Genomic DNA, 13,353 nt, shown 5'->3' with positions numbered 1-13,353 from the left:
TAGCCTTATAAGTGGCACAGTTAGAGCAAAAATATACTTTAATTAAACAAATAATTTAAGTATATACTTGTACTGCTGCCGCTTATGTCATCACCCCTTGAGCGCCCGCTAAACCTTGAAATCAGACTGCCATCTTCCCATCCTCAGTTATTAGAAGGACTGGATATATGGCTGCGTTTAGGTCTGATATCTGATGCCCAGGTTAGGCAGTTATGTCGAGAGTTTCTGGTGTGTGCGGTGGTGTTGCAACCCCAAGCTGAAGCTAAAACAAAGGTAATATTTGCAACTTCCGACCCATTGGAGCAGTTACCCATAGCCGCTTTACAATCTAGTAGTCGTAAACAACCACAACAAAAACCAGCTAAACCCAACTTCATCGGCACAATGTTGCAGTCCTTGGGGGCAGAACTGAGTGTGCGTTGGTTACTTTTTCTAGGGGTTTTCTTGGTAGTTGTATCTTCTGGGGTACTGGCTGCTAGTCAATGGGCGAGGTTTCCCGCTGCTGGACAGTACGGGGTTTTATTTGCTTATACTTTGAGTTTTTGGGGATTAAGCTTTTGGGCGACTAGGCAAAATAACCTCAGATTGACGGCTCAGACATTGCTGATTGCCACTCTTTTGTTAGTGCCAGTAAATTTTTGGGCAATGGATAGCTTCAAATTGTGGCAAAATCCTGTGGATTGGATTGTAGTTGCGATCGCCTGTCCTACCCTGACTGCTATAACTGTTTTACTCTCCAAAAATCGGACTATTTTTGCCAATTTATATCCTGGCAAATTACCTCTGATAAATATTCTAGGGCTGAGTTATCTGCATTGGGGTTGGCAGTTAAGAGGATTTCCTTTAATTGCTGTTTATCTGGCAACCATTGGCACAACTATCATTACCGTTTATCACAATCTTTTCCAACAACCTCCTACTGTCAACGACGATCGTCAGAAGGTAAGTATTAGCTTACCTGCTGCTGTAATTATTTATTCTTTAATAGTATTGTTAGTACGGGCAATTTTTGTTACTAAGGTAGATGTCACACTGTTGGGGTTAGCTATTGGCATTTGCGGCTGGTTGATGACTTGGCTAGCACAGCAGGGAAGGAGGAGGGCAGGGGGCAGAGGAGCAGAGGAGCAGGGGAGCAGAGGGGCAGGGGAAGTAACATTAATATCTCCTCCATCTCCCTTGTCTCCCCCATCTCCCGCATCCCTGTTACTCTGGGAAAGACTTGGGGGCGTTTTACTCTTTTTGGGTTGGGTGGTATCGGTTGTAAATTATCCTTGGCAAGCAATAGCTGTCAGTGGTTTGGGTTTGTGGTTTGTGGGGAGTCGCTTGTGGCGGTACAGTTTAAAGCGAGACTTTGCAGGGGTTTTTGTCATCGGCTTAGAGACGATTTGGCTAGGTTGGCGATTAGTACCTGATAACTTACAAAAATTAGCGATCGCAACTAGTACCCAACTCACCAATTCTCAAAATGAACCTTGGGTGCTACTGGGTATAGCTTTATTTCCCTACGTAATTTTGATGGTGGCGCTTACAGATAATTTGTATCGCCGCCAAAAGCGAGAATTAGCTAAATTTGGCGAACTGCTCACTCTGTTATTTGGAGCTTTTTTAACAACGATCGCTCTAGTAAATCCTGCATTGCGATCGCTAAATCTGCTATTTTCTACCGCCACTCTTGCATTCGTTACTCAACGCCGCTCCCCCTCATCCCTTCCCCTGGTATACCTAACTCACATTATGGGGGTGCTGACGTTTTGCTTTACCATTAATTGGTTATTCCCAAGCCTGACTCAACAAGGCTGGGCAACTATTTTATTGACTCTGATGGTTGCAGAATGGCGATTCAGCTTGCAGGAAGGACTGTGGCAACGTAGTGCATGGGATATCGGTTTAGGATTAGCCGCAGCTAGTTTTTTCCTCTTGTGGATAAATTCAGAATCATCTTGGTACGGCATCACTGATAACCGATCTGATTGGGGAGTTGTATGGCTAGTTACGCCTTTAGCTCTCACAGGTGTTGCCAATGCCGCAATTATAGAGCGGCGGCTTACTAGCCGTTACTTGAGTGTCTTGGCTGTAATAGTTGCCCAGTTACTGACTTTACAACTACCAGGAATCAGATTAATCGGTTTGGCTATAGGTGCTGGATTAATGTTTGTAAATACGCACTATTTGCGAAACCAAGTATCTGCGGTAATTACAGAAGGGTTTGTTTTAAGTTTCATTGGGGCGCTGCTGTGGACGGGTGTAACTGGTTTACCTCGCCTAGCGGTAGCTGGTTGGTTTGTTGTCGGAGCGATCGCAACTCTCAGTCTATGGTTAGCGCGGACACTTCGGCGCCGCAGTTCGACTGCGCTCACCGTAAACTCAGTGACCACTGTTTTAAACCAAAGCAGTAACGAATTAGCAGTTATCTATGCAGCCGCTAGCGATAAATGGGCGATCGCCTTATGTAGTGTTGAATTATTAAGTTTGACGCTGCACTCAGTGCTGATTTACCAAGGGTTTACGACATCGGGATTTTTGTTCTTAATTGCCACTGTAATTACCTTGGCAGCCATTGTTTATCGCAGTTGGCGAGAACCGACAAATTGGGCATTTTATGGTATTGGCTGGTGTTTGGAATTGTTAATTGCTCAGGTGCTAGGGTTGGGGGAACCCTCAATTGTGAGTATCGCAATTGCAAACATCGCCTTGGGTTTAATTACTCAACTTGTCGGCGAGTGGTGGCGGCGACGACATCAATTAGAAAGGTTTCCTAGCAGCCTTCACATTTTGCCATTAATTTATAGTGCATTTAGTGTATTGCTGCGTTTGAACACCTTCACCGAGTGGACAGGTTTGTATTCCTTGGGTGTCGCTTTAATTATTATTGGCGTAGGGCGACGGCGCGAGAGCTTTAAACCCTTGCTTTACTTAGGAATTATTGGCGTATCAATTTCTGCTTATGAACTTTTGTTCTATCAAATGTCACAAGCTTCAGGAGGAGCATTAGGTGATGGATTAATTGCCATGTCTGCCCTTGGCGCAAGTATCATGTATGCTTACCGCATTCTGTCGCCAAGGCTTGTCAGCTACTTACACCTAACTCCCCAAGAATTGAAAAGAATTGCCCATATTCACTGGGTTTGGAGTAGCTGTTTATTAATGGCTGCCATTCCTCTTCCCATTGCAGTTAACCGTTTGGTGGGATTGGGAACTGGAGTATTTTTGATTCGCTATGCTGTCTTTCAGGGACGAAATTCGCATACTTCCCCCAGTATCTTGGGAAGAATTACAATCGCCGAGATGTGGGTTTACCTTGGCTTATTAGAGGTAGCCGGGATGAGAATTTATTGGCGAGAGACAGCAGTAGGGCGATTTTGGGCTGGGCCATTAGTTCCTTGGAATGGTGCGATCGCTTGTGTGGTAGCCTACTTTCTGTACATCCTACCTTGGGAAAGTTGGGGTTGGTCTAAAAGACCTTGGCAACAAGCTGCATACATCACACCATTGATAATTTTATGGGAAACCAGACTGCAAACTTACCCCATTACCTTAGTACTCGCAGCTGGATTTTACATCTTTTTAGCAAAAGTAGGTGAAAACATCCGTTTCACCTATATTAGTGTGGCGTTGATTGATTGGGCACTTTACCGTTGGTTTGATTCTTTACGCCTAACTGATGCTTTGTGGTATGTAATACCAATTGGGTTATCACTGCTTTATATTGCTCAAGTGGATACCCAACTGAAGCTACCAGAGTACAAAACATCTCGTCATTTGTTGAGAGTGCTAGGGAGTGGTTTAATTTGTGGGTGGGCAATTTTATTTAATCAAAATACAGCTTGGATACCGGGTGTTTTTAGTCTCATCGCGATTTTTGCTGGATTAGCTTTACGAGTACGGGCTTTTCTCTACATTGGTACAGCCACTTTTTTAATTACTACAATCTATCAATCAGTAATTTTCAGCTTGCAGTACTCCTTTTTAAAATGGGTTGTTGGCTTGCTAGTTGGCATTTTACTGATTTATATTGCCGCCAACTTTGAAAACCGTCGCGCTCAAATAACTTCCTTGATTCGTAGCGCCATTGATGAATTTCAATCATGGGAATAGGTCAGTTAAGGATTAAACTAATTAGACAGGCGATCGCACTATCTGACTACTTCTATCAATTCTGTATGAAGATGCACCAAACCCAGATTTCTCACCACATCTCTCAAAATCTTGTGCAGGGGAGCAGAGGAGAACTCTTGTACCAAATAAAGAAAATTTGGCGCTGCTTCATAAAGAAATGGTATTAGGTATTAAGCTGATCGCCAACATCTCTAAGTTCCCTAACTATATTGCCAATTGCAGCTACACCGCCGCTTACAATGGCATTTGAAACAGCTTCCCCTAATCTGATTATGGGACTTAAAATATCAAAAAAATTCTGAAATTCTTGAATTTTTGCAGCCGCTAGATCGAGAGAATTAGTAGCTTCACTTATTTTTTTGACTGGTTCATTTATATCAGTTAAAACTTTATTTAATTCTATGCTATTAATCTTGGCGGCAAAATCCAAAATTTTTTGGCATTCATTAGTAATTGATTCCAATTGATTCGGAGTAATTGTTTTAGCCCTGGAAAGCTCTGTTGCTCTTTTTTCAAGAGTGGTCTTTAATTCTATCATCTTATCTCTCAAGGACATAAATAATAACTCTCCTTTTTTTTAAACAATGAATTGACAATGAGAAAAAATTAGATAAAATCTAATTAAAAAGCACGCTCGACTTCCTTGACTAGAGGTTTGACTGAGATGACGTATTCATTGAGTATTCTTTGAATACGCTTCATTTTTTTATCATCAATTTTTTTGAATGAAACTTTAGCATTAAACTGACATAGTTGATTAATATCTTTGGGTTTTAGCCCTTCTGCAAATTCTTTGCTTATTCGATTATGAGCTTTAACTGTAATAACAAGAAGTTGATTATAAGCCCTACCTGCTTGTTCTTTATCAGCCACTATTTTCATAGCTTTATTATAATCTTCTGTTAATTGTTCACCTACTGTAATTCTGTCAACAAATTCTTTATAATTGCTTGGAGTTATTTGATCTTTGCCTAACTCATTTAAAATAAGAAAGTAAGATTTATAGTAAGTATTAATTGCGTTTGTTTCTATGCCTAAAGTTCCTGCCTTACTAAGGTAGTTGTTGTTTACAAGAAATATTAAGCCTCCTTTAGAAGGTTTATAAAGATCGACCCCATTCTCATCGGTTGCTGGAACCGAATTGCCAGTAATATATTTATGAATAGGTTCATTAGTACAAACAATCGCTTTTTGGAGAGCATCCTCTCGAATTTTTTTAGTCGCTAAATCAAATAAAAATTTAAGAATTTGACTGCCTCCATCCACTGCATCCGAATCTAGTTTATTGCTATTAATAGATAAACTTTTGAGACTTTCATTTAAGTCATCTATTGATTTATCTAAAGATAAATTTTTTCCGCTTGCTATAGCACCTAGAGCATCCATATAGTTAATTAAAACACTGACTCCTGTTTTAAAATTATCATAATCAACTCGTTCAGTTGTCTCACAACTTTCTCGCCGCTCGTTGCGATAAGGGATTCCATTATCGGGAACTAATTTGATATATCTAGTACGTCGTAAACAAGATTGGTAAATATCTTCAGCAAAATCATTAGAAGCTCGTTCAACTATTTCTTTGCTCTTGCTAAAGCTTTCTACAGACTTAAAATTATCTCCGCAACTTCCTAACAAAACAGCAATCGGAATAACAATACCGATTAAAGATTTCCTTTTGAACATTTTTGCTTAACCTTATTGTAAAATCAAAATATTGCCAAGTTTTCCTTGTTGCTCTTTGAGGGAGTAACAACTTAGTCTCAAATCCTTATGAAATAATGATTTGGAATATAATCAAAAACCCATAAAATGATTCATATTTACTTACCCTCGCGCTATTAGTAAAATCACTGTTGTTTCCTTCTCCACTCCCCAATTAGTCAATTTCGGAATTTTGCGATCGCGTTAGAAGTTTTTTCTAAACTCGATACCTTCGATGAAACCAATCTCAAACATGAGAATTCTTTCACCGTCTCTTATACCTCCCTTTCAAGGACTGCTAAGTAGGCAGGCGAGAATCAATACCTCTGCCAGATATTCGTATTGAAGGTGCGCGTTACCTTGTTCAAGAAATAGGTGAATCAGCCAGTGGTGGATTCTACCGTGCCTATGGTGATATTTAAAAATTAGTTTAACTAGATAGAGCGTCAGCTCCAGCACTACAATGCTCGGCATTTGAGATGATCTTGACATCTCTCGAAAAGTGCCGACAGTAAAGTATTCAGTCCCAGGTTAAACCGTCAAGACTGCGATCGCCCTTGAGCAAAATGTTGCGTACTGACTCTCTTGAATCACGGTTGCCATAGATATTTAGGACTTATGCACTTAGCTTAGATATTGAAACTAAGAATGAAAAATAGGACAACGCCCCATGCTGAATTACAAAATTCCCAAAAAATGGTTAATTTTGCTGACAGTGGCTTTGATATCTGCCTTGTTGGTGGCGATCGCTTCTTCTGCCTCAAGTATTTATTTATATGGCAGCACTACTAATAATATCAAGGCAGATGCAGCAATTGTTTTAGGAGCGGCAGTTTGGAAAGATGAACCATCTCCTGTTTTCAGGGAGCGAATCAACCACGCCATTAACTTATATAAAAATGGATATGTTAAGACAATCATTTTTACTGGCGGAGTTGGCGAGAGTAATGAACCAGCTGAAGCTATAGTTGGGAAAAATTATGCGATCGCACAACGGGTAAAAGCTACTGATATTCTTATTGAGACTCAATCTCGCACAACTCACCAGAACCTCAAAAATGCTTTGGAAGTAGCGAATGCTCACCAATTAACTAAGTTTCTTATTGTCAGCGATCCATTGCACATGAAGCGAGCCGTATTGATGGCACGAGGCTTAGGAATGGATGCACATTCGTCTCCCACACCGACTACCCGCTATCGCAGTTTTCAGAGTCAGATGGAGTTTTTGAGCCGAGAAACTTATTTTTACTTGGTCTACTTAGTGTTTAAAATATAGCCGTAGCGAACTGCAACTAAAAATGTCCAAACCTGCACTTACTGACACTTTCAAAACTTCGAATCCTAGTAATCGGAGCATCTGTGTAACCAATATTTTCGGTTTTTTCACAAAAATATCGCTATTAAATATTACTTTAAATAATTTCTTTTTGCTTGATGATCTGTTCGCATTTCCATGTTTCAAAATCTGTCAAATCGCAGCAAGAGGCTTATTATACCTTTGCTGCGATTTGAACCTTAATTGCGTGTAGCTTCCAGCAGGCGAGAAAAATAGAAGCGAGTCTTCGTCATTGCCCGTCGTTGCAAAGAAAAGCCATTACTTTCCAAGATTTTCACCACATCAGTCTCACGATGCAAATATGCACGAGTGGCTTTACTTGGCCCAGGAAAGAAACTGCCAATTTTCTTGAGTATACTCAAGGCGCAGGTTTTCGGCGCAAAACTGAGAATTATCCGCGACTGTGCCAAAGAACAGAGGTGAGATATCATCTCATCGGCTTTTTCTTGAGGGTAATGGATGAGAACATCTAGGCAAATAACGGTATGGTAGCTACCACTCAACGATTCCAAATCCTGCACGGCAAAAGTAGGATTTTCGGTATTTCCCAAAGTTTGCTTTGCTCTATCTCTGCCTTCTTCTACCATTTTTTCCGAAATATCGGTGGCATAGACTTTGGCACCATCTACCGCCAGGGGAATGCTGAGACTACCGACACCACACCCAGCATCACAGATTGATAGCTCTGGTAAATTGTTATCAGCCTTCAGCCAACTGAGAACTGTATCCACAGTTTGCTGGTGTCCATTGCGGATGTCTAATTGGACTTTGTTGACTTCGCCATCGCCGTAGATTCGCTTCCAACGGTCAAACCCTGTGGAATTGAAATACTCGCGAACAATCGTTTTGTCGTCGGCTGCGTTCATAAACTTCGATTTTTAGGGGTTCCCAATGCTTAAAATTATCATTGATAGGAACCCATAAGAGCGGTCTTCCAGATTTTTCCAGATGATAGTTCGCCAATAAGCAAGGATACTTACGTACATAGAGGAACTCAAGGTGTCGAATTCTAATCCAGACGCGCAAAATTGAAGTTGTACTGGCTTAACAAGCAAAATACTGAATTAGCTTGGGTTTTATAGCTTTTAGATATACTTTTTGCTTATAACAGCGATTTATTTTGAAATAAATCACTAAATTGAGATATTTATACAATTACTTTGGATTGGTCTATATTACCAAATGTGATGTTGTAATTTCATAAGCTGTTGGCATTATTTTTCCGTTTAAATAAATGTTCAGCTAATATTTGTTTATTTTAAATAAAAACTGCTATTTTTTATGGGTTCACGATTCACGATCGCTAAATACTATTTATAACTATTTAAATACCCATAATTTTTGCAACCTCAAATCTCATCGATATTTATATCTATGGGTATAAAAAATACCTCCCTAAGATAGAGTTGAATTGCGATCGCAACAATTATGCTGTTAAAAATTTAATTATATTTAACCAATAAAACTGAACTATACAAAAAAAATTAAGTAAAGTTTCGTATGCTTATTGTACATCTACTATCTAGGCTGATTTATTACACATGACACTGAACTCGCTCACAGACAGTCCTATTGTTGCATTTACAATTCTCCTAACAGTAATCTTTACTGTCCCTCCGATATTTGAGCGACTGCGACTACCTGGATTAGTGGGGTTGTTGTTTGCAGGTATATTACTAGGACAAAATGGACTAAAGTTGTTAAATCCTGAGTCTGAAACTATCAACCTGCTCTCTGAAATCGGCAAACTTTATTTGATGTTTGTGGCAGGTTTAGAAATTGACTTAGAGCAGTTTCGTAAAACTAGAAATCGCTCAATCGGGTTTGGCACTTTAACATTTTTAGTTCCAATGATTGCTGGCATTGCTACAGGACAATTATTCAATTTTGGTTGGAATGCCTCCTTCCTCATTGGTTCTTTACTAGCCTCTCATACCCTCTTGGCATATCCAATTGTGAGTCGTCTAGGAGTGGTAACGAATGAAGCTGTAACCGTCACGATTGGGGCAACAATTTTTACTGACACAGGTGCTTTGTTAGTGTTGGCAATTTGTGTTGGAATTCATGGAGGAGAATTCTCCGCCATGAGTTTAGGAATTTTATTGGGTGGATTAGCAATTTACACTGCTGTTGTCCTGTTTGGCTTTGACTGGGCAGGAAAAGAGTTTTTTCGCCGCTCTGGGGATGAACAAAGTAACCAGTTTTTGTTTATATTATTAGCATTATTTTTGGCATCTGTCGGAGCGCAGGTAATTGGAGTTGAAAAAATTGTTGGTGCTTTTTTAGCAGGTTTAGCTGTCAACGATGTTCTAGGACGTAGCCCAGTTAGAGAAAAAATCGAGTTTATTGGTAGTGTTTTATTTATCCCTTGTTTCTTTGTGGACATGGGATTATTGATTAATATTCCTGCATTTATCAAAACCCTCAGTTCAATTTGGCTGACTCTGGTAATTGTGGTAGCTTTGATTGGCAGCAAATTTATAGCAGCATTCTTAGCCAAATTATTGTATCGCTACAACACGGCGGAATTGCTAACGATGTGGTCATTGTCGCTACCACAGGTAGCAGCCACACTAGCAGCAACCTTGGTTGCTTATCAAACGGTAAATCCTGCTGGTGAGCGCTTAATCAGTGAAGCTGTCTTAAACAGTGTGATTGTGCTTATGCTGGTAACTGCAATTATGGGGCCCATAATAACAGCACGATTTGCTCCTTCACTACAGCTTTCTCAGACAGATTTTGAAACAGATAGTTTGACAACTTGGTGGCAAGGTAATGAAGATGAACAAGTAGAGAAAAATCAATATCCATTTACTGTACTAGTACCAATATACAACCCCCAAACCCAGCGCTATTTAATCGAAATGGCAGCACTACTGGCTAGTCATGAATCTGGGAAAATTGTGCCATTAGCTATTACTAGAGCACATATTCAGATGGATGATCCGCAATTAGTGACAGCGCTCAATCAAAGCCGGGAAAGATTGAATTTAGCTAAAGAAATCAGCCAAGAATTTCAGGTGGAAGTATCACCAGCAATTCGGATTGATGATGATGCAGCTTTGGGGATTAGCCGCACTAGTCGAGAACAAAACGCTAGTTTAGTAGTCATGGGTTGGTCGCAGACAACAGGTTTGCGTGCCCGCTTATTTGGTAATGTAATTGATAGCGTTTTCTGGTCTTCTCATTGTCCAGTAGCAGTAACACGCCTCTTAAGTAGTCCTAAGACAATTCAAAGAATTCTTGTACCAGTTGGAGACTTAACGCGGGAAACTATAGGCGCTTTGAGATTTGCCCAGATTTTGGCTGATGTTAATCAGGCAGAAGTAGTGCTGTTACACGTATCCGATCGCAAAACACCACCGACTCGGGTGGAAAACTTTGTCTCTCAATTGTCTGATATTACTTCTAAAGGTCAGTTACAGGTAAATACGAATATCCAAACAATCAGGGGTGATGATATTGCTAGAACCATAATTCGGGAAGCTCAGGCATTTGATTTAGCGGTGTTACGTTCCGTTCGTTATCGCACAGCCGGGGGATTAGCCGTCAGCGAAGTGACAACGCAGTTACTTCGAGAATTGAAGTGTTCAATTGTGTTGCTTGGAGAACCTCACTCGTGATGTGGGGAAGTCAATAGCATTAAAAAGAGAAAACACTTGCGATCGCTTTTGTCTCAGTGATGGGAATCGAGAAGAGCGATCGCCTAGTTTGATAACTATTCTCCAAATTGCTCTTGAGATAATAATGGCTCAAATGACTGGTAAGCCTCATAGTTACGAAAATGTCGAGCATATAAATCAACAATATCCTCAGATGAATCAAAGTCATCATACAAAACTGAATTCACGTCTACTACTTGCTGCAAAAACCAAGTAATAGTTTCTTCATTTTCATTTGTATAGCTGACACTTTCATTTTTACCATAATTCAAAGCTTTTGCTTTTGCTTCCTCCAAAGAAGCGGCTTTAATTAAGACAAAGCTTTCTTGGTACAAAGGTTGATAATCAGGTTTATCTGAAGATGATTTGTAGAGAATTATAGCAATATAGAAAGATTCTGCTTTATTTACACTTTTAGTTTCCATTTCATGTTCTCTCCAGCTATTTTTTGAATCTATTATCATTCAATAACTTCCAAGCTTTTTTACCACTAGCCGATCTGTTTTTCTTGATGTCTTCTAAATAAGAGTTCAGAAACTCGCTCGGAAACTCCCGCCTAATCGATGCTTTTCGGCACACACTCATAAAAGTATCAGCAAACAAACTTAAGTTATCGTTGGCTTCACAACTAGCCCCTGGTCTAAATTGGCTTATTAGTAAGGATTGCTCAGATACATTTGCATTGTTGTAATTATAGGTTAAAGCCTGGGAGTGAGTAGCAATAGGTTGTACAAGCAATCCCATAGTTAACAGACTGACTAGTGGTTTTTGCAGCATATAGTTGAAAAATAGCCCACTATTTCTCTTTTCATAAGATAGTAAATTAATATTACCGCCGAACCTAAGAGCATACCCAACGCCACAACCGATGCAACCACACCCAAAACCCACGACGGGAGACTACAGGCGTTTTTGGTTGAGAAAGACGCTCAATCACATTGTTGCAATCTTGCACATTAGCATCAAGTCCCATTACTTGATATAGTTCACGGGCATTGTGATAAGCACCCAGCGCGTCTGATTCTCGGTTGAGGTTTTCTAATGACAGACCTAAATTAAACCATGCGATCGCTTTGCCATTGAGATGCTTTTTCTACAGCTTTACTGCCCACATTTAACAGAAATGGCAGACAGGGAGCGAGAAATTTAACAAGTAGACCTATATTTATTGATTTATGATGTCTATCTCACAAATGTACATTTTTACTGAGTATAATTAACGCTTCTTCCCGTGTCACTTTGAAGCGAAATTTAGCCCAATAATCGCTGCCAAGTTAGTTCTTTTGTCGTTTCATCCCAATGCCAGCGTAATAAATTAGCAGGTTGACTCTTGGAAATTCCAGGCAAACCAATCGCTTGTCTAGGTGCATCTGTAGCTAGCAAAATAGCAGTTTCCACGTCACAAATCCCCCACTTTACCAAATTCTGCACTCCCACTAATAAGGGTAAAGTCGTCCCCGATAAGGTGCCATCCGCTAATCGTGCTGTACCGTTTTTAACTTCAATTTCCCGACTGTCCCAAGGATACACGCCATCGGGTAGCCCCAGAGGTGAAAGGGCATCACTCACAAGAAATAGCCCTTTTTCTTGATAGCTAGCACGGAGTAAAATTTGCAGTATCGTGGGCGAAACGTGTTCACCATCAGCAATAAAACCACACATCACATCAGGATGAGTAATTGCTGCCCCTAATAATCCTGGTTCGCGGTGATGTAATGGTGGCATGGCATTGAAAGCATGAGTTACCATCGTTGCACCGAGTTCAAAAGCAAGTTGCGCTTGGGCAGATGTTGCCTGAGAATGTCCTAAACTAACGGTAATTCCCAAAGAACGCAAATATGGAATTACTTCGCCAGTGGGATCTAACTCCGGCGCTAAAGTTATGACTTTTACGACGTGGGCATAATTTCCCAAAACCCGCTTTACCTCGTCAATTGTTAAGGGTAATAAGTACTCTGTTGGGTGTGCGCCGCGCTTTTGGTAATTCAAAAATGGGCCTTCTAAATGGACTCCGAAAATCTTGGCAGATGACCTCACCCCCAACCCCTCTCCCTTGACGGAGAGGGGAGTACAATTAGCAATGACTGCAAGCGATCGCTGAATCTTTTCTACTGAAGTTGTCACAAGTGTCGGTAAAAATCCATCTACCCCGACATCCCACAAAAATTTCGTTATTTTCTGAAGTACATGAGCATTTTCAGTCGTCAAATCAGGAAATGCCAATCCCAAAGCACCGTTAATTTGCAAATCAACGCCACCCAATGAAATCCAGTCACCTGCAACATCTATCACGGATGTACAGATGTCCTTCCCGACTGTACCCATTGGCAAGATTTGCTCAATTATACCCTCTTGATTAACCAAGAGCATCTGCAAATCTTTGTAACCAGTCACTCTAGCATTGATAATATGTACAGGATTTTGTATTGCTTGGGTCATCACACTGACGAGAAGAGAGCTAAATCTGATTTTAGATGCAACCAATATCAATGAATCAATTCAAACAACGCCAATAGATGAGATGATGATCCGCATCAT

General features: G+C 40.4%; 9 protein-coding genes. 3 read left to right on the top strand and 6 right to left on the bottom strand.

Annotation, left to right across the window (positions count from 1 at the left end):
• Window positions 1–84: 84 nt before the first annotated feature.
• Window positions 85–4,095 carry a DUF2157 domain-containing protein gene (locus RMY16_RS18645; protein ID WP_322737661.1) on the top strand — a complete coding sequence of 1,337 codons (4,011 nt, stop codon included), beginning with the start codon at window positions 85–87 and terminating at the stop codon, window positions 4,093–4,095.
• 184 nt (window positions 4,096–4,279) lie between these two features.
• Here the strand turns inward: RMY16_RS18645 and RMY16_RS18640 are convergent, their stop codons facing one another.
• Together RMY16_RS18640 and RMY16_RS18635 are read right to left on the bottom strand one after the other, a co-directional pair.
• Window positions 4,280–4,672 (bottom strand): hypothetical protein, encoded by a 393-nt coding sequence (locus tag RMY16_RS18640; protein ID WP_322737660.1) that lies wholly within the window; start codon window positions 4,670–4,672, stop codon window positions 4,280–4,282.
• Window positions 4,673–4,737: 65 nt separating this feature from the next.
• On the bottom strand, window positions 4,738–5,799 hold the full coding sequence (locus RMY16_RS18635; protein WP_322737659.1) for a hypothetical protein: 1,062 nt from the start codon (window positions 5,797–5,799) through the stop codon (window positions 4,738–4,740).
• 688 nt (window positions 5,800–6,487) lie between these two features.
• Between RMY16_RS18635 and RMY16_RS18630 the strand changes: the two genes are divergently transcribed.
• The gene (locus RMY16_RS18630) at window positions 6,488–7,093 is read left to right on the top strand and encodes a YdcF family protein (protein WP_322737658.1); all 606 of its coding nucleotides are present in this window, start codon (window positions 6,488–6,490) and stop codon (window positions 7,091–7,093) included.
• A 239-nt stretch (window positions 7,094–7,332) separates the two neighbouring features.
• Here the strand turns inward: RMY16_RS18630 and bchM are convergent, their stop codons facing one another.
• Window positions 7,333–8,019 (bottom strand): magnesium protoporphyrin IX methyltransferase, encoded by a 687-nt coding sequence (bchM, locus tag RMY16_RS18625; protein WP_322665067.1) that lies wholly within the window; start codon window positions 8,017–8,019, stop codon window positions 7,333–7,335.
• A 675-nt stretch (window positions 8,020–8,694) separates the two neighbouring features.
• On the opposite strand from bchM, the gene RMY16_RS18620 reads away from it, so the two are divergent.
• Window positions 8,695–10,776 (top strand): cation:proton antiporter, encoded by a 2,082-nt coding sequence (locus tag RMY16_RS18620; protein ID WP_322737657.1) that lies wholly within the window; start codon window positions 8,695–8,697, stop codon window positions 10,774–10,776.
• Window positions 10,777–10,871: 95 nt separating this feature from the next.
• Here RMY16_RS18620 and RMY16_RS18615 read toward each other — a convergent pair whose 3' ends face one another.
• The 3 genes from RMY16_RS18615 to nagA form a co-directional block, all read right to left on the bottom strand.
• The gene (locus tag RMY16_RS18615; RefSeq protein ID WP_322737656.1) at window positions 10,872–11,279 is read right to left on the bottom strand and encodes a DUF4288 domain-containing protein; all 408 of its coding nucleotides are present in this window, start codon (window positions 11,277–11,279) and stop codon (window positions 10,872–10,874) included.
• A gap of 377 nt (window positions 11,280–11,656) precedes the next feature.
• Entirely contained in the window at window positions 11,657–11,788 is a 132-nt protein-coding gene (locus RMY16_RS18610) for a hypothetical protein (protein WP_322665075.1), read from the bottom strand.
• A gap of 278 nt (window positions 11,789–12,066) precedes the next feature.
• The gene (gene nagA, locus RMY16_RS18605; RefSeq protein ID WP_322737655.1) at window positions 12,067–13,254 is read right to left on the bottom strand and encodes an N-acetylglucosamine-6-phosphate deacetylase; all 1,188 of its coding nucleotides are present in this window, start codon (window positions 13,252–13,254) and stop codon (window positions 12,067–12,069) included.
• Window positions 13,255–13,353: the final 99 nt, after the last annotated feature.

Origin of the sequence: Nostoc sp. DedQUE12b (assembly GCF_034530835.1) — a bacterium.
Classification (GTDB): Bacteria; Cyanobacteriota; Cyanobacteriia; order Cyanobacteriales; family Nostocaceae; genus Nostoc.
This window is presented reverse-complemented; position numbering and strand designations above follow the sequence as displayed.

Excerpts from the sequence above, each read along its gene's own strand:
- RMY16_RS18630 (WP_322737658.1), top strand. The coding sequence starts at position 6,488 with ATGCTGAATTACAAAATTCCCAAAAAATGGTTAATTTTGCTGACAGTG.
- RMY16_RS18615 (WP_322737656.1), bottom strand. The coding sequence starts at position 11,279 with ATGATAATAGATTCAAAAAATAGCTGGAGAGAACATGAAATGGAAACT.
- RMY16_RS18635 (WP_322737659.1), bottom strand. The coding sequence starts at position 5,799 with ATGTTCAAAAGGAAATCTTTAATCGGTATTGTTATTCCGATTGCTGTT.
- RMY16_RS18640 (WP_322737660.1), bottom strand. The coding sequence starts at position 4,672 with ATGTCCTTGAGAGATAAGATGATAGAATTAAAGACCACTCTTGAAAAA.
- RMY16_RS18610 (WP_322665075.1), bottom strand. The coding sequence starts at position 11,788 with ATGGGACTTGATGCTAATGTGCAAGATTGCAACAATGTGATTGAGCGT.
- nagA (WP_322737655.1), bottom strand. The coding sequence starts at position 13,254 with ATGACCCAAGCAATACAAAATCCTGTACATATTATCAATGCTAGAGTG.
- bchM (WP_322665067.1), bottom strand. The coding sequence starts at position 8,019 with ATGAACGCAGCCGACGACAAAACGATTGTTCGCGAGTATTTCAATTCC.
- RMY16_RS18645 (WP_322737661.1), top strand. The coding sequence starts at position 85 with ATGTCATCACCCCTTGAGCGCCCGCTAAACCTTGAAATCAGACTGCCA.
- RMY16_RS18620 (WP_322737657.1), top strand. The coding sequence starts at position 8,695 with ATGACACTGAACTCGCTCACAGACAGTCCTATTGTTGCATTTACAATT.